15 protein-coding genes and 1 pseudogene are annotated in these 16,027 nt (G+C 72.3%); 10 read left to right on the forward strand and 6 right to left on the reverse strand.

Annotated elements, in window-relative coordinates; all coding sequences use genetic code 11:
- Nucleotides 1-84 precede the first annotated feature (84 nt).
- From AB0H12_RS25695 to AB0H12_RS25720, 6 genes are all read left to right on the forward strand, one after another.
- Nucleotides 85-1,656, forward strand: a complete 1,572-nt coding sequence (locus AB0H12_RS25695) for a sensor histidine kinase (protein ID WP_499625977.1) — start codon at nucleotides 85-87, stop codon at nucleotides 1,654-1,656.
- A 20-nt stretch (nucleotides 1,657-1,676) separates the two neighbouring features.
- Nucleotides 1,677-2,348 carry a response regulator gene (locus AB0H12_RS25700; RefSeq protein WP_499625979.1) on the forward strand — a complete coding sequence of 224 codons (672 nt, stop codon included), beginning with the start codon at nucleotides 1,677-1,679 and terminating at the stop codon, nucleotides 2,346-2,348.
- Between the two features lie 36 nt (nucleotides 2,349-2,384).
- Nucleotides 2,385-3,194 carry a class I SAM-dependent methyltransferase gene (locus tag AB0H12_RS25705; protein ID WP_499625981.1) on the forward strand — a complete coding sequence of 270 codons (810 nt, stop codon included), beginning with the start codon at nucleotides 2,385-2,387 and terminating at the stop codon, nucleotides 3,192-3,194.
- Between the two features lie 124 nt (nucleotides 3,195-3,318).
- Nucleotides 3,319-4,617, forward strand: coding sequence for an MFS transporter (locus AB0H12_RS25710; protein ID WP_499625983.1), 1,299 nt, complete (start codon nucleotides 3,319-3,321; stop codon nucleotides 4,615-4,617).
- 155 nt (nucleotides 4,618-4,772) lie between these two features.
- Nucleotides 4,773-5,810 carry a LacI family DNA-binding transcriptional regulator gene (locus tag AB0H12_RS25715; RefSeq protein WP_499625985.1) on the forward strand — a complete coding sequence of 346 codons (1,038 nt, stop codon included), beginning with the start codon at nucleotides 4,773-4,775 and terminating at the stop codon, nucleotides 5,808-5,810.
- 198 nt (nucleotides 5,811-6,008) lie between these two features.
- Nucleotides 6,009-7,058 (forward strand): LacI family DNA-binding transcriptional regulator, encoded by a 1,050-nt coding sequence (locus tag AB0H12_RS25720; RefSeq protein ID WP_499625986.1) that lies wholly within the window; start codon nucleotides 6,009-6,011, stop codon nucleotides 7,056-7,058.
- 336 nt (nucleotides 7,059-7,394) lie between these two features.
- Here AB0H12_RS25720 and AB0H12_RS25725 read toward each other — a convergent pair whose 3' ends face one another.
- The gene (locus AB0H12_RS25725; protein WP_499626010.1) at nucleotides 7,395-8,171 is read right to left on the reverse strand and encodes a hypothetical protein; all 777 of its coding nucleotides are present in this window, start codon (nucleotides 8,169-8,171) and stop codon (nucleotides 7,395-7,397) included.
- Between the two features lie 131 nt (nucleotides 8,172-8,302).
- Between AB0H12_RS25725 and AB0H12_RS25730 the strand changes: the two genes are divergently transcribed.
- From AB0H12_RS25730 to AB0H12_RS25740, 3 genes are read left to right on the forward strand one after another with little or no spacing between them, the layout of a single operon-like run.
- A complete protein-coding gene (locus AB0H12_RS25730) occupies nucleotides 8,303-8,734 on the forward strand; it encodes a hypothetical protein (protein ID WP_499625988.1) in 432 nt (143 codons plus the stop codon).
- Nucleotides 8,731-9,291, forward strand: coding sequence for a hypothetical protein (locus AB0H12_RS25735; protein ID WP_499625990.1), 561 nt, complete (start codon nucleotides 8,731-8,733; stop codon nucleotides 9,289-9,291). The genes AB0H12_RS25730 and AB0H12_RS25735 overlap by 4 nt, the downstream gene beginning before the upstream one ends.
- A complete protein-coding gene (locus AB0H12_RS25740; RefSeq protein ID WP_499625991.1) occupies nucleotides 9,288-10,439 on the forward strand; it encodes an SdrD B-like domain-containing protein in 1,152 nt (383 codons plus the stop codon). The genes AB0H12_RS25735 and AB0H12_RS25740 overlap by 4 nt, the downstream gene beginning before the upstream one ends.
- 67 nt (nucleotides 10,440-10,506) lie before the next feature.
- On the opposite strand, the gene AB0H12_RS25745 is transcribed toward AB0H12_RS25740, so the two are convergent.
- The 3 genes from AB0H12_RS25745 to AB0H12_RS25755 form a co-directional block, all read right to left on the reverse strand.
- On the reverse strand, nucleotides 10,507-12,438 hold the full coding sequence (locus AB0H12_RS25745) for a family 43 glycosylhydrolase (protein WP_499625992.1): 1,932 nt from the start codon (nucleotides 12,436-12,438) through the stop codon (nucleotides 10,507-10,509).
- A 128-nt stretch (nucleotides 12,439-12,566) separates the two neighbouring features.
- On the reverse strand, nucleotides 12,567-12,806 hold the full coding sequence (locus AB0H12_RS25750) for a hypothetical protein (protein ID WP_499625993.1): 240 nt from the start codon (nucleotides 12,804-12,806) through the stop codon (nucleotides 12,567-12,569).
- Nucleotides 12,807-12,971: 165 nt separating this feature from the next.
- Nucleotides 12,972-13,469 carry an AAA family ATPase gene (locus tag AB0H12_RS25755; protein WP_499625995.1) on the reverse strand — a complete coding sequence of 166 codons (498 nt, stop codon included), beginning with the start codon at nucleotides 13,467-13,469 and terminating at the stop codon, nucleotides 12,972-12,974.
- A gap of 55 nt (nucleotides 13,470-13,524) precedes the next feature.
- On the opposite strand from AB0H12_RS25755, the gene AB0H12_RS25760 reads away from it, so the two are divergent.
- Nucleotides 13,525-14,313 (forward strand): MBL fold metallo-hydrolase, encoded by a 789-nt coding sequence (locus AB0H12_RS25760; protein WP_499625997.1) that lies wholly within the window; start codon nucleotides 13,525-13,527, stop codon nucleotides 14,311-14,313.
- Nucleotides 14,314-14,529: 216 nt separating this feature from the next.
- Here the strand turns inward: AB0H12_RS25760 and AB0H12_RS25765 are convergent, their stop codons facing one another.
- Together AB0H12_RS25765 and AB0H12_RS25770 are read right to left on the reverse strand one after the other, a co-directional pair.
- Nucleotides 14,530-15,549, reverse strand: a complete 1,020-nt coding sequence (locus AB0H12_RS25765; protein ID WP_499625999.1) for an alpha/beta hydrolase — start codon at nucleotides 15,547-15,549, stop codon at nucleotides 14,530-14,532.
- A gap of 79 nt (nucleotides 15,550-15,628) precedes the next feature.
- Nucleotides 15,629-16,027, reverse strand: a pseudogene (locus tag AB0H12_RS25770) (endo-1,4-beta-xylanase); the annotation flags it as partial.

The following is a 16,027-nucleotide window of genomic DNA, read 5'->3' on the forward strand; positions in this document are numbered from 1 at the left end:
ATCACCCGGCGCGGTCGACCCCGACCTCCGCCGGGGTCGTCTGTGGACGACGAACCGGTCGTGGGCCTTGCGTAACCTGAGCTCGTGAGGGAACCGGTGCTGCGGACGATCGTCACACCCCTGCCGGCAGGCCCGGTCACCGTCCGCGGGCTCCTGGTGGACACCGGCTCGTGGCTGGTGCTCGCGGCCCCGTTCCTGGTCGACCTCGACCGGCTGACGTCGGTGATCGGGGTCGTGGCCACCGCGCTGATGGTCCCGCTCGCCGCCCGGCTGCCGCTCGTGGCGCCGGCGGTCGCGACCGTGGCGGCGGTGGTCGACTGGAGGTACCTGCCCGCCGTGGCGGTGACGGGTTACCTGGCCGGGCGCAGGCTTCCCGCCGGACGGGCGGCCCTGGCGGTGTTCCCGCTCGTGACCGTGCTCGGCTCGGTGGTGGTGCTGTCCCTGTCGGCCGACGTGTACACCTGGTTGGTGCGCGTCGGCGGGCTGGTCGTGGTCGGCGTGTTCCCCTGGCTGGTCGGCCGCTACCGGCGGCAGCAGGTGCAGCTGGTCGAGTCGGGCTGGGAGCGGGCGGCGCGGTTGGCGGAGCGGCAGCGGATCGTGGCTGAGCAGGCGCGGTTGCGCGAACGGGCCCGCATCGCGCACGACATGCACGACTCGCTTGGCCACCAGCTCAGCCTGGCCGCGCTCACGGCGGGTTCGCTGGAGGTCGCCGCCGACCTGGACGAGCGGCACCGGGCCACGGCCACCGCGGTGCGCGAGATCATCGCGGTGGCCACCGAGCGGATGCGCGACATCGTCGACCTGCTGCGCGACGAGGACGACCCGGCGCCGACGACCCCCGACGGCGAGCGGATCGGCGATCTGGTGGCGCGCGCCTCGGCCGCGGGCGTCGCCGTCGAGCTGGCCGTGGACGGTGACGTCGAGGACCTGGAGCCCCTGCGGTACCGGGCCGCCTACCGGACCGGGCAGGAGGCGATCACGAACGCGACCAAGCACGCACCGGGCGCCGGGGTGTCCGTGCGGCTGCACGGGCTGGACGACGAGGCCCGGGTCGTCGTGACCAACGGCCCACCCGCCGAGCCCGTGCCGTCCGCGCCCTCGCGTGGTGGCCGCGGTCTGGCCGGCCTGGGGGAACGGGTCAGGCTCGCCGGCGGCACGTTGCGCGCCGGTCCGCACGGGGACGGTTACCAAGTGGTGGTGCGGCTTCCCCGGGCGGAGCGCGCGCTCGGCGATCCGCCCGACGCCTCGCCGGACGAGAACTTGACCGCCGAGTTCGACCGCGCGCGGGACGGTGTCCGCAGGAGCCTGGCGGCGGCGCTGCTCACGCCCGTGGCGCTCGGTGCGGGTCTCGTCGTCGTCCTGATGGGCGTCTACGCCTACGACACGGGCAACTCGACGCTGCGGTCGGAGTCGTTCCAGCGACTGGCGTTGGGAACGGCGCGGTCGGCCGTCGCGGACGTGCTACCGGATCGGCAGGTGCCCGAACGCGGTTTCGAGCCCGAACCGCCACGGCCACCGGGCTCCACCTGCGAGTACTACCGGTCGGACGCGGGGTTCCTCCCCGAGGCCTTCGACGTGTACCGCCTGTGCTTCCGCGACGACGTGTTGGTGGGCAAGGACGTGCTGGTGCGCACGGGGGAGAGGGCGGGCGAGTGAGTGCCGGAAGGGCATCCGAGGTGATCAGGATCGTGCTGGTGGACGACGAGACGCTGATCCGGGCCGGCGTCCGCGCCATCCTGGACGGCGACCCCGGCGTCGAGGTGGTCGGCGAGGCGGGCGACGGCCGGGAAGCGGTCGAGGTGGTCCGGGCGCGCCGGCCGGACGTGGTGCTGATGGACATCCGGATGCCAGGGTCGGACGGGATCGCGGCCACCCGCGAGATCGTGGAGGTCACGCCCGACACCGGTGTGCTGGTGCTGACCACGTTCTCCGACGACCACTACATCGCGCAGGCGCTCGAAGCGGGCGCCGGCGGCTTCCTGCTCAAGACCGGCGACCCGCGTGAACTGCGGGCCGCGGTACGTGCGGTGAAAGCGGGCGGGGCCTACCTGTCGCCGAGCGTGACGAAACGCGTGATCAGCGCCTTCAGCACCACCCGTCCGGGCTCACGTGCCACCAAGGCCGCCGAAGCCAGGAACCGGGTCGCGGGACTGACCGGACGCGAGCTGGCCGTGCTGGGCCTCATCGGCGCGGGACTGTCCAACGCCGAGATCGCCGCGCGACTGCACGTGGTCGAGGGAACGGTCAAGGCTTACGCGAGCACCCTGTTCAGGCACCTCGGCGTCCGCAACCGCGTCGAAGTCGCCATCATCGCCCACCACGCCGACCTGGTGGACGAGGCACCGTAGGCAAGACCCCGCTGTCGCCCCCGTCGTGGGGCAGCCATGACGAAAGCAGCGCTGCGGTACTCTCATGCGCGGGAGGCGCTTGTGGACGAGGGTTTCGACGCGCTGGTCGCGGAGGCCGCGGAGGCCGACGTCACCGGCTGGGACTTCTCCTGGCTGGACGGCCGGGCCACCGAGGAGCGCCCGCCGTGGGGTTACCAGAAGCTGATGGGTGAACGGGTCGGTCGCGCGACGATGAGCCTGGACATCCAGACCGGCGGCGGCGAGGTGCTGGCCGGGGTACCGCAGCGCGCGGCCAAGGCCATGGTCGCGACGGAGTCCTGGCCGCCCAACATCGCGCGGGCGCAGGAGAACCTGCGGGACAAGGGAGTCGTCGTGGTCGCCGACGAGGACCGGCCGCCGCTGCCGTTCGCCGACGGCACGTTCGACCTGGTCACCAGCCGGCACCCGGTGACGGTCCACTGGGCCGAGATCGCTCGCGTCCTGACGCCCGGCGGCGCCTACTTCTCCCAGCAGGTCGGCCCCGACAGCGGCCACGAGGTCTACGACTTCTTCCTCGGCCCGCAGCCGCTGGGGCAGAGCGATCGCGAGCCGGAACTGGCCAGGGCCGAAGCGGAGGCGGCCGGCCTGGACGTGGTCGACCTGCGGACCGCCGAGTCGACGATGGAGTTCTTCGACGTCGGCGCGATGGTCTACTTCCTGCGCAAGGTCATCTGGTTCGTCCCGGACTTCACCGTCGAGAAGTACCGCGACCGCCTGGAAGCGCTGCACGAGCGGATCCGGACCGACGGCCGGTTCGTCGCCCGCTCCCGCCGCTTCCTGATCGAGGCGCGCAAGCCGGTGCGCTAGCGCGAGACCGAAGGGCGCACCCACGGCTGGTGGCGGGCCTGCTGTCTGTTGTGGACAGTTCGGTCCGCCGTCGCCCGCCGGCGGGACAGCGGCGAGGGCGCCGGGTGGCTCTATGTTGGAACGCATGGCTTTAGAAGATCCCTCCACGCAGGCTGGACAAGGGCAGGACGGCGAACCCGGGACGGCCGGCGGCCGACGACGGGGTCAGTGGCGCGACGCGGGCGAGCTGCTGGTGGACAAGCGTTTCCGGCGCTTCTTCCTGGGCTACGCCACGTCGCTGATCGGCTCCTCGATGGCGCCGGTGGCCATGACGTTCGCCGTGCTGGACAGCGGGGCGTCGGCGACCGACCTCGGCTTGGTGTTCGCGTCGGGCGTCGTGTCGACGATCGTGTTCCTGGTCGCGGGCGGCGTGCTGGCGGACCGGGTGCCGCGCCGGGCGGTCATGGTGGGCGCCGACCTCGTCTCGGCCGCCGCGCAGTTCGTGTTCGCGGCGCTGGTCTTCACCGGCACGGCCCAGCTGTGGTCGATGGCGTTGCTGGCGGCCGTCCGCGGCGGGGCGTCCGCGTTCTACCAGCCCGCGCTGGCCGCCATGCCCGCGGACCTCGTGCCGGCGGACCAGCTCCAGCGCGCCAACTCGTTCCTGGGCCTGGCCAAGGCGGTTCCGGACGTGGCCGGTCCGGCCGTCGCGGGCGTGCTGGTGGCGCTGGGCGGCTCCGAGGTCGTGCTGGTGATCGACGGGGCGAGCTACCTGGTCAGCGCGTTGTTCCTGGCCGGCGTGCGGGTGACACCGCGCGCCGGCGTCGCGCGCACGCGGCTGCTCACCGACCTGCGCGAGGGCTGGGTGGAGTTCCGCTCCCGCCGCTGGCTGTGGGTCGGGGTGCTGCAGTTGGCGCTGTGGAACCTGTTCGTGGTCGCGCCGTTCCTGGTGCTGGGACCCGTGATCGCGCGCGGCGACCTCGGCGGCGCCTCGGCCTGGGGTGCGATCGCCGCGGCGCAAGGTGCGGGGGCCGTCCTCTCGGGCGTCCTCCTGCTCCGCTTGCACATCCGCCGCACCCTCCTGGTCATCGCGTTCATCCAGCTGGCGTGGGTCGGCCTGCTGGTACCGCTCGCGTTGCGGGCCCCGCTGCCGCTGGTCGTGACCGCCGCGTTCGCCGTCGGCTTCAGCGCCGGCGCGTTCAACGCGTTGTGGCGCACCACGGAGCAGAGGCTGGTGCCGCAAGCAGTGCTGTCGCGGGTCAGCGCCTATGAGCTGCTCGGCGCGTACGCGCTGGGTCCCGTCGGCCTCGCCCTGGTCGGCCCGGTGTCCGAGGTCGTGGGCACCGCCTCCCTGCTGCTCGCCGCCGCGGGCTGGCAGGTGCTCAGCAGCGCGATGATCCTGCTGTTGCCGGAGGTGCGCTCGATCCGCCTGGAGAGGGCGGCCTGAGACCTCAGGCCCCCTCGTCGACGCGGGTGGTCCGTCGAGCCTGCGCACACGCCGTGCCCAGGCTGCTCCGCGACCTGATCAGTCGGTCCGAAGACCTGAACTTTCGGTCACCCCGGGCACCCGGTCACACGTGGCCCGGCCGCTAGACTCCCGCCATGGCACCCACCCGTGACGCGGCCTCCGGTGCCGTGGGCAACGCCGGCGTCACCATCGCGCGGATCGCCGAATTGGCGGGTGTGTCGGCGGCGACGGTCTCCAAGGTGGTCAACGGGCACGTCGAGGTCGCCGCGGACACCCGCGCCCTGGTGGAAGGCCTGCTCCGCGAGCAGGGCTACCGGCGGCAGAAGAAGGTGAGCAAGGCGCCGCTGGTCGAGGTGCTGTTCCACGAGTTGGCCGGCACGTACCCCGTCGAGGTGGTCAAGGGGGTCGACCGCGTCGCCTCCGCGCACGGGCTGACCATCTCCCTGAGCCAGCTCGAAGGCCGGCACATCGCCGACCGGGCGTGGATCGACAGCGTGCTGGCCCGGCGGCCGACCGGTGTCGTCGCCGTCTTCTCCGGCCCCACGCCCGCGCAGCACGAGCAGCTGAGCAGCCGCGACATCCCCGTGGTGCTGGTCGACCCGACCGGCGAACCCGCGCACGGCGTGCCGTCGGTGGGCGCGGACAACTGGAGCGGCGGCCTGGCGGCGACCCGGCACCTGCTGGAGCTGGGGCACCGGCGCATCGCGGTGATCACCGGCGCCACCCGGATGCTGTCCGGTCGGGCGCGGCTCGACGGCTACCACGCGGCCATGGACTCCGCCGGCGTGCCGGTGGACCCCGAGCTGGTCCGCGAGGGGCACTTCCAGATCGTCGACGGCCTCGAGCACACCCGGCAGCTGCTGCGCCTGCCCGATCCGCCGACCGCGGTGGTCACCGGCAACGACGGCGAGGCGCACGGGGTCTACCAGGCCGTTTACGAGGCGGGCCTGCGCATCCCCGACGACCTGAGCGTGGTGGGCTTCGACGACCTGCCGCCCGCGCAGTGGATGATCCCCGCGCTGACCACCATCCGGCAGCCCTTGGGCGACATGGCCGCCACGGCCACCGGCATGCTGCTCGACCTGGCGCACGGCAGGCCGCTGCCGCAGCACCGCCTGGTCCTCGCCACCGAGCTCATCGTCCGCGCCAGCACCGCCGCCCCTCGTCGCTGATCCCGCGGCGCCGGCCCGGGGATGTGCGCGTTCACATTCCCCCCTCGCACCGCGTTGACGTGGCCACGAGTGCGGCGCTACATTGCCCGAAAGTTCAGGTCGTAAAGCCGAAACATTCACTCGATGCGAGGAGCGCCGAGCCGACGGCGGAGCGGTGTCGGAACAGGCCCTTCGGGGCCTCGTGTGCGGGAGAACCCGGTGAACCGACAACGGGTCACGCTTGCCGACGTGGCCAAGGCGGCCGGCGTCTCGATCACGACGGTCTCGCTCGTGCTGTCCGGTCGAGGTCGCGACCTGCGGATCTCCGCGGAGGCCGAACTGCGCGTGCGGCAGGCCGTGAACGCCGTGGGCTACCGCCGCAAGAGGTCGTCCACCGGACCGCGCACCGACTGGACCCACACGATCGGGTTCATCTCCGACGCGGTGGCCACGTCCGGTCTGGCCGGGGACATGATCCGGGGCGCCGTCGACGCGGCACGTGAGCACGGCGCGCTGCTGATCGTCGCCGAGACGGACGGCGACCGGACGGCGGAACAGGGCCTGATCGGGGCCATGCTCGACCGCGAGGTCGACGGGATCGTGTACGCGGCGACGCAGACCAGGCAGGTCCGCGTGCCCGACCGGATCGAGACCGGTCGCGCCGTGCTGCTCAACGTCGTGCCCGACCGGCCGTCCCCGTTGTCCGTCGTCGTGCCCGACGAGGTCGAAGCGGGCCGGACCGCGGCACGCGCGCTGCTGGACGCCGGGCACCGCGAGGGCATCCACCTCGTCGGCGCGGGTGTCGACCCGGACGGCGTGCCACCCGGCTCGGTCACCGCGGCCGAGCGACTCGCCGGCATCCGCGAGGCGTTCGACGCGGCCGGCGTGGAGATCGCCGGCGCGCGGGAGTGCCGGTGGTGGCTGCCGGAGCACGGCTTCGCCGCCACCAGGGACCTGCTGGCACGCGCACGTCCCCGCGCCCTGATCTGCTTCGACGACCGGCTCGCGTTCGGCGCCTACCAGGCCCTGTCCGACGCCGGTCTCGCCGTGCCGGTCGACGTTTCCGTCGTCTCGTTCGACGACCACCCCCTCGCCGGCTGGCTGCGCCCCACGCTGACCACGGTCGCCGTCCCGCGCTACGAGCTGGGCGCGAAGGCCGTCGAAGTCCTCCTCGCCGACCGCCACCCGCAACGGCCCGGTGTCCACCGCGTCCCCATGCCCCGGCGCGACCGCTCGTCCATCGCGGCGCCCCGCCCGGCGGACGGGTGATCGGCAAGCTGCGGCGCGGGTCGGCGGCGAGAACCTCCGTGCGGGCGGTGTGCACGTCGGTCACCGGGAGGTGCCGGACGCCCCCGGACCGCGAGCTGGACGAGGACGGGCACCAGCTGAACAGCCTGCTCGGTCAGGCCGTAGGTGACCTTCTGCTTGTGCGAGGTCATTCTGCGCTGCTCTGCAACTGGTGTGGGAAAAGAGCGGTGTGGGTCTCGGGCACGGCGGCTGGCCAGGGACGCGCGTTGGCCTCCGACCACGTGCGGTTCCTCCCGGCCATCCCGACGGAGGGTGCGTGTCCACATCGGACACGGTGGCGCACCGGTCCTCCGGCGGCTACGGCGTCGCGGTGACGCCTGGTGCGGGCTGCACCGGGACGTACGGCCGGGTGTCGAAGTCGATGACCACCGGCTGCGGTTCGGAAGCCACGTCGGCCCGGACCCGGTGCATGGTGCCGTCCTGGGCGATCCAATAGCGGACGTTGCCCGCGGTGTCGGGCTTGGCGCGGGCGCTCGGTCCGGACATGACGTCCACGTGGTGGTCGCCCACGTGGTCCTGACCCACCCAGGCGGCGCCGTTCTGCGGCAGCAGCGCGGCGTTGTCCGGCCGGTCGCTGCCGAGGTTGAGCGCGATGAGCAGCGAACTGTCCAACGAGTGGCCGGACGTCTGCAGGGGACGGCGGTGCCAGTCGGATCCGGGTGGTGAGGCCGGAGCCTCCGCCGGGGTGTTCGTCATCGGGTGGACGAACACCGTGGTGGAGTTCCACTGGATCAGCCCGTCGCTGGACGTGTCGCGCCCGGTGCCGCGCACCACTCCATAACCGAGCTTCGCTCGGTAGTCGATGGATCCGGTGATGACGAGCCCGCCGGCGGTGGTCGGCACGGTGATCGTCACCGCGCGGCCTCCCGCCTCGAAGTTGCGGAACCGCGCGATCGCCAGCCGGTTCACCTCGTCCGAGGTCAACGCACGTGGACCGGCAGGCCGCCCTGAACCTGGGTCGGCGATCAGGAAAGCGGTTACCCCCACCGCCGCGACGGCCACGACGCCGATGACGACGACCAACCAGCGCGGCCGTGACCACCGGCGCCGCGGGAGGCGTTGCTGGGCTCGCATGCTCCGCACGCGGCGGAACACTAACAGTGCGTTGGTTCACCACTCTGATTCACCCGAACGTATGGCGTAGGGGGAGATGCGGTTCTGGTTGGCTGTGCACGGTGCATGACGACTTACACAGGGGGACGACAATGCGCCGGAGAACCCGGACGCGCACGGGTGGACTGGCGCGGGTGGGGCTGGCCGGCCTGCTGATGGCGAGCAGCGGCATCACGGGGGCGACCGCCGGGACGGCTGCCGCGTCGGCGGAGGACGGCACGTTGACCGTCCAGGTGTTGCGGGACTTCTTCGGGACCGGTGTGATCAACACGACGATGGACGTGCCGCAGCAGGGCATGGACATCGTCGTCTCCGACCGCGAAGGCCACCGTGTCACCGGTGTCACGGACGCGACCGGGAAGGTCGTGGTGCCGCCTTCGGACGTGTTGAACGGCGGTCACTACCGGGTCGACGTCACCGTTCCGGAGCCCTATAGCGATTACCTGAGGGCGGTGCCGGCCTCGACGGCGGCCAACCACTTCGACAGCTTCACCACGTTCGTGGACGTGTCCGACGGCGGGTGATCACCGGCGTCTGGAACCCCGCCCACTACACCCTGCCGGACACCCGGTACTTCGTGCCGGTCCAGGTCGCCGCCAACGGGACGGACACCCGGGCGCTGGTGGCGTTCGGGGTGAACACCCGCGGCACGTGTCCTGACGACGTCGCGTGCCCGACGACGCTCGCCACCCAGGCCCAGGTGGGCACGACGTTCGGGCTGGCCTACGACAAGGAGCGGCGGCGGCTGTTCCAGAGCGCGTTCGCCCGGCGGCACGCCCCGTACGGGCCGGCGGGCGGCGACGCGATCTACACCGTGCCGGTCGACGGCGGTGGCGCGCCGACGTTGTTCGCGGAGGTGCCGGGCGCCGCGGTGACGCCCCATGACGGCAACATGCTCAAGGACGGCGGGTTCACCGAGGCGCCGGGCAAGGAGAGCATCGGTGGCATCGCGTTGTCCGAGGACGGGTCCACGCTCTACGCGGTGAACCTGTTGACCCGCACGCTGGTCAGCTTCGACGCGACCGGGACCACCCACAGCCGCAACTGGCGAGCCTGGCCTTCGCGCGTGACGGGTCGATGATCCTCGGCTTCCGCGACCGGTTCATGGACGCGGTCGGCTGGGACGGGGTGGACCCGCGGCCGGGCCGGATCGACACCGAACGCGGCTTCGCCGCCGGCGACATCACCATGGCCTGCGCCGACCCCGCCGGCGGGTACACCTGGGAAGGCACGGGGACCTGCCCCGACCACGCGGACGACACCGACGACGGCCGGCAGAGCGCAGGCGTGGTCGAGTACTTCCCGGGCGACTACTTCTCCCCGGCCGGTCCCGCCGAACGCGGACCGCACCAGGAAGCCGCGCTCGGGTCGGTCGCCTACATCCCGCAGCAGCAATGGGTCATCAGCACCCAGATGGACCCGACCATCAACGCCGCCACCAGCGGCACCGGCTACTACCACGTCGAGACCGGTGTGGGGCCCGGCAACAACCCCGCCGCCAACGCCTACGAGTTCGTCGGTCGGGCCCCGGACGGGAACGGGTTCGGCAAGGCGGGCGGGCTCGGCGCCATCGCGTACCAGGCGGCGAACGCGCCGATCCAGATCGGCAACCTGGTGTGGTTCGACGGCGACCGCAACGGCGTCCAGGACCCCGCGGACGTGCGGCTCCCGGACGCGACGATCAACCTGCTGGACGCCGACGGCAAGCAGGTCGCCACGACGAAGACCGACGCGGCCGGCGAGTACTACTTCGGCGGTGTCGGCGCCGCCTACGAGCTCACGCCGGGCGCGGAGTACACCGTGCAGTTCAACGTCTGCACCGCGAACACCGACACGGTCCCCGGACAACCACCCGCCGCCGACCTGCGGTTCACCGTCGGGCTGACCGGAGACGACCGGGTGCACGACTCCAACGTGGTACCACCGACCACCGGACAGCTGTGCAACGGCTACGCGCCCGTCACGGCGCCGGCCAACCCCGGCGAAGTCGACCACACCATCGACGCCGGCGTGCACATCCCCCAACCCGATCCGACCACGACACCGCCGACGACCACCGCGCCGCCGACGACCCCGGCCTCGACCACGACCACCCCGCCCGGGGGCTCGCTGGCCGACACCGGTGTCTCCGCCGGCCTGCCGTGGGTGGTCCTCATCGGTGTCCTGGTCCTCGGCACGGGCGCGGCACTCGCGTTCGTGAGCCGGAAACGCCGGGTCAGGCGGGAGTGACCCGCGTCTGCCCGCCCGCGAAGTCGCGCGGGCGGGCAGACCACTCGCCGCCCAGGGCGGTTCGGGCTCAGCCGAAGGCGCGCAGCTCGTAGATGCGGGTGGCGATCTCGCCGTTGCCCGTGGGAACGCTTGCGTCGAGCCGGACGTAGCGACCCGACACACCGCTGACGGGGTGGACCGTGGTGGCCGCGCCGTTGTTCGTCACGTCGACCGCCTTCCGCCAGGTCGTGCCGTCGTCGGACACCGAGACGCCGAACGCCTTGGTGTTCAGACCTGCGTCCTCACCGCCCGCCTGGGCGTGCGCGACCTCGAACCGGGAGATCGCCCGGGTGGCGCCGAGGTCCACGCTCAGCCACGCACCGGACACCGACGAGCAGAACTTGTCGCTGTTCCCGCCCGTCACGGTGCCGTTGACCGCCTTCTCCGGCCCCTCGCCCGGCGCGCACGGCGTCGAGCCGGTGGCCGGGCGACCTCGCGCGAGGTTGACCTCCCCGCCAACCGCCGGACCGACCACGACGTTGTCGAAGGCCGCCGCCGCGTTGAACACCCGCACGCCGTTGCCGCCGGAGGCGAACGTCGCGTCGGTGACGCTGATCCTCGGCGTGGCCATGTCGTCGACGTACACCTTGATCGACGTGCCGACGGCGGTGACCCGCAGGCGGTGGGTGGCGCCGACGTTCACCGCCAGCGGCGCGGAGCCCAGCGGGGTCCACGAGTTGTCGGCCCGACCCAGCACGACCCGCCCGGCGGGCGAGATGCCCGCGTAGTAGCCGGCGTAGCCGTCGACGCCGACCACCGGCCTGCTCGCCCGGAACACCAGGCCGGCGTCACCACCGCCGGACGAGATCGTCACGTCGGTGTCCTGGGTGAAGTCGCCGAAGTTCGTGTCCAGCAACGCCTTGCCGCCGGCGGAGCCGGCCGCCTGCAACCGTCCACCCGGGACGGTCCACGAACCGCCGTAGGTCTTCCAGCCGTAGGAGTTGTCGTCGGCGAAGTTGTCCTGGACCTTCATCGTCACGCGCCGGATCGTGCCGTCGGCGTTGAAGTGCAGGCGGTCGTAGGCGAGTTGGCGGTGGTTGCCGTCGGTCTCGCTCAGCGGTCGGCGGTGGTACACGATGTACCAGATGTCGGTGCCGGGCACGTTCAGCACCGAGTTGTGGCCCGAGCCGCGTGCGACCGCGGGGTCCTGCGCGAGCACCTTGTCCAGCTTGGTGAACGGGCCGGTGGGGGAGTCGGCCATCGCGTAGGACACCGAGTAGTCCGGACCGGTCCACCCGCCCTCCGACCACATCAGGTAGTACTTCCCGGCGCGCTTGAACATCTGCGGGCCCTCGACGTAGCCCGCCGGCGTGATCTCCTTGTACGTGCTGCCGTCGGCGAACGTGCCGAGGCTGACCACGTCGGGGTTGAGCTTGACGACGTTGGCGTGACCCCAACCCCCGTAGTACAGGTACGCCTGACCGTCGTCGTCGATGAAGACGTCCTGGTCGATGGGCTGCGCCCCGTGGTGGAACCGCCCGATCAGCGGCCGGCCGATCGCGTCCCGGTAGGGACCCGCCGGGTGGTCGGCGACGGCCACCCCGATGCCGCCCGGCGCCGAGTCGCCCTGGATGTCGTTGGCGGCGAAGTACAGGTAGTACCTGCCGTTGCGGGCGATCGGCGCCGGCGCCCACAGCGCGTACTCGGCCCAGGAGACGGCGGCCGTGGTCAGCACGTTGCGGTGCTTCGTCCAGTGCACGAGGTCGGTGGAGGAGAACGCGTCGAGGTAGGTCTGTTCCGCGTAGGCCTTCGACGTCGTGGGGTACACCCAGTAGGTGTCGCCGTGGACGATGGTGTCCGGGTCGGCGTACCAGCCGTCGGCGAACGGGTTGCCGGCCACGGCGGTCGGGTGGTCCGGCGCGGGGGCGGCGGTCGCCCGGGGCGCGGCCGTGGTGAGGGCGCCGGCGGCGAGCAGCGCGGTCAGGGCGGTCGTGGCGAGCTTGAACGGAAGTGCGGTCATCGTGGCAACTCCGGGTCGCAGGGATGGAGGAAGGCGCCAGGGGCCGCCGTGATCGCGCCCGACGAGGCAGCCGCGGACCTGCCGCGCCGGCGCGAGGAGGCCGGCGCTTGGGTGACACGGGCCGGTGGCTACTCGGCCGCACCCATCACGAGGCCCTCGTCGGCGTGCTTCTGCACCAGCGGTTCGAGTCGGTCGACGACCCGGCCCGCGAGGTGCGCGCGGACCTCCTCGGGCAACCGCTCGGGGTGGATCCCGACGTCCTCGCGGGAGCGATCGGCCCAGCCTGGTGTGAACGCGCCGCGCAACGCGACGACGCCGTCCGAGTACGAGCGCCCGACGAGGTCGTCGGGCTCACGGGCGCTGGTCATGACCACCTCTTCCGGGCAGGGCGGAGCGGGTGCGGCGACCGGGGCGCGTTCACCCCCGGCCGGTCGTGCGACAGCGGACCACTACCGAACGTAGCAGCCGCAGCGACATTTTCCAACGTTGTAAATCGGCGCGGCGACGTTGCCCTGCCGCTCCGAACCGAACGGTCAGCGAGGGGAGGCCGGTGGACCGGCGAGCGCGGCCAGTCGGTCCACCACCTCGACGAGCGGTTGCCGGGTGTCGATCTCGATCGTGGCCGACGCCCGGAGCAGCGGTTCGACCCCGGCGGTGTCCTCGATGATCCGTTCCCGCTCGTCGGCCGCTTTCCCGAAGGGGTTGGTGCCACGGCCGGCGACGCGGTCGAGCACCACCGCCAAGGGCGCACTGAGCAGGACGACCTCGTCGAACCGCGGGTAGAACGCGCCCTGGTTCCACACGGTGCCCGCGATGAACAGCGGCTCACCCGAACGCTCGTGGTCCGCGATCAACGCGTCGATCCGGTCCTCGCGCCACTGCCGCTCCGTGCCGGTGCCATCCGGACGCTGGACCTCTTCGACCCACTGCCCGAAGTCGGTGTCCACCGCCCGGTACCCCCGCTGTGCCAACCGGCGCGACACCGTCGATTTCCCGGTGCCGGACATGCCTGTCACCAGGATCACCGCCACGTGGTCATCGTAGAGCGCGGCAGGTGAAGCTTCGGCGGCGTGGTTGGATCCGACCGTGGCGTATTGGATCGAAGTGGCCGACGGTGTGCTGGTGCGGCGGTACGAAGAGCTCGACCTGTCGGTCGGGCTCGTGGTGGGTGACGAGCGGTGCCTGGTGATCGACACCGGGGGTGACGGGGGTCAGGGCGCGGAGCTGGCGCAGGCGGTCCGCGACGTGACGCCGTTGCCGTGGCACGTGGTGCTGACGCACTCCCACTTCGACCACAGCTTCGGCACCGAGGTCTTCCGCCCTTGCGAGGTGTGGGCGCACCGGCGGTGCCACGCCGACCTGGCCGCCACGGGGGTGCAGCAGCGCGAGGAGTGGGCGCGGCACTACCGGGAACGCGGCGAGGACGAGGTCGCGGATCGCATCGCCCTCGTGAACCCGGTGCTGCCCGACCGGCTGGTCGACGCGCGCGCCGAACTCGACCTCGGTGGACGCCGCGTCGAGTTGATCCACTTCGGACCGGCGCACTCCGACCACGACCTGGTGGCGCACGTCCCCGACGCGGGCGTGGTCTACGCGGGGGACTTGGTGGAGCACGGTGCTCCGCCGCAGTTCGGCGACGCGCATCCCCAGGGCTGGCCGACCGCGCTGGACGGCATCCTGGCACTCGACGCGCCGATCGTGGTCCCCGGCCACGGCGACCCGGTGGACCGCGACTTCGTCCGGACCCAACGGGCCGAGCTGATCCGGGTCGCCGAGCTGTGCCGGGCGGTGGCTGCCGGGACGCTCACCGCGGAGCAGGCCGTGGAGCTCTCGCCCTACCCGGAGCAGTTCACCCGCGCCGCGCTCCGGCGTTGACCGCGACCCGACGCGCCGAGTCCAGCGCGCCGGAATCCGCCCGCGGGCACGACCGGCGCCCTTGATCGGCGCCTGCGCGCGAAACCTCGTCCTGCATGACGACCGGGGCGCCACCGGCGTCGCCGAACTCCTGCGCACCGCCCGCCCCGTCCTGGTGGACTTGGCCGGCCGCGTCGAGATCCGCACCGCCAAGTCCGACGACCCCTTGTGCGGCGATCAGAAGTTCTTCGTGGCCACTGCCCAGGGAGCCTTGGCGGCGAGCCCGGACGGGCTGAGGATGTAGGCGCGTGCGGTCGCGTTGCCGTTGAGCACCATGTCGAGGAACTGCACCACCGTCGTCATGCCGTCGGCCAGTTGGCTGCCGGTGATGAACCCGGTGTGCCCGGCCTGCGGGTGGCGGGCCAGCACGGCGGGGACGGTGGCCAGGTCGTAGGTGGCCTGGTTGTTGGCGTGGGCGACGTCGGCGGAGCCGCCGTCCATGAACAGGGCGGGCGTGTGCAGCTTGCCGACCTCGGAGCGCGGGTAGCCGAAGGCGCCGTCGGCGAAGAACCCGCTGTTCAACGAGACGACACCGGACACGCGGCGGTCCTGGGCGGCGACCATGGCTTCCAGGCCGCCGCACGAGTGACCGGCCGTGGCCGCCCTGGTCAGGTCGAGGCGTCGGCGCAGAGGCGCTCCGGGCCGGTCCTGCTCCCGCTCGGCCCACGTGATGGCGTCGGTCAGCAGGGAGGGGATGGGCGACCCGCTGGGCACGCCGTTGGGCGAGCCGTCGACCGAGCCGGTGTCCACCACGACGAAGCCCTTCGACGCGACGAACGTCAGGATGCGCGTGACCTCGCTGTTGTCCGTGTGCGCGCACGCGCCGTTCCCGAAGGCCAGCACGGGGAGCGGGCGACCGACCGCCCGGGGGTTCGACGGGCGGAACACGGTGAAGCGGTTGTCGCCGTAGGCGCCTTCCCTGGTGACGGAGAGGTTGTTCTCGACCATGGGTCGGCTCGGCTGAGGCGTGGTCGTGCACGCGGTGCCGTTGACGTTGATCACCGCCGGGGACGTCGGACGGGACCCGGACGTGGCGTTGGCACCGCCCGGCCACTGCGAGTCGACCGAGTGGCCGACCCGGCAACCGGCGGCGGCCGACGCGGACTGCGATCCGATCACGGCGCCGGTCGTCGCGACGAGCGACACGGCGGCCACCAACGCGGCTGACCGCGCCGCACGGGAACCGGTGCTGCGCATGGCATTGCTCCTTCCGCTGCGGGCGGCGACTCGGCGTCGTGCGGGAGGGCCCGTGGTGGTCGGGCCCTCCCGCGCGGGTTCAGCCGACCCGGCAGGTGAGGCTGGGCCAGTTCCAGTTGCCGCCGTGCTGGATGGTGAAGCCGAACGTGTTGCCGTTGCCGTTGGGGCGTGCGGTCATGACGTTGGCCGTTTCCCAGGTGGCACTGGTGTTCCAGGTGGCGATGATCCGCTGGGGCGAGGTCACGGTGACCGTGACGACCCAGTTGTTGGTGCCGGTGACGGTGACCTGGCCGTTGAAGCGGTCGCTCCACTTCTGGCCCTCGGAGTACGTCGCGGTGCAGCCGCCGGGGTTCTGCGGGGTGGTCGTGGTCGGGTCGGTCGGGGTGGTCGACGTGCTGGTCGGGCCCGTCGTGCCGGCGGTGTTGAGCGCGTTGAGGACCGAGGTGTAGGCGGCCTTCTTGTTGCCGGAGCCGTCGAA

Source organism: Actinosynnema sp. NPDC023794 (genome assembly GCF_040639675.1).
GTDB classification, from domain to species: domain Bacteria; phylum Actinomycetota; class Actinomycetes; order Mycobacteriales; family Pseudonocardiaceae; genus Actinosynnema; species Actinosynnema luteola.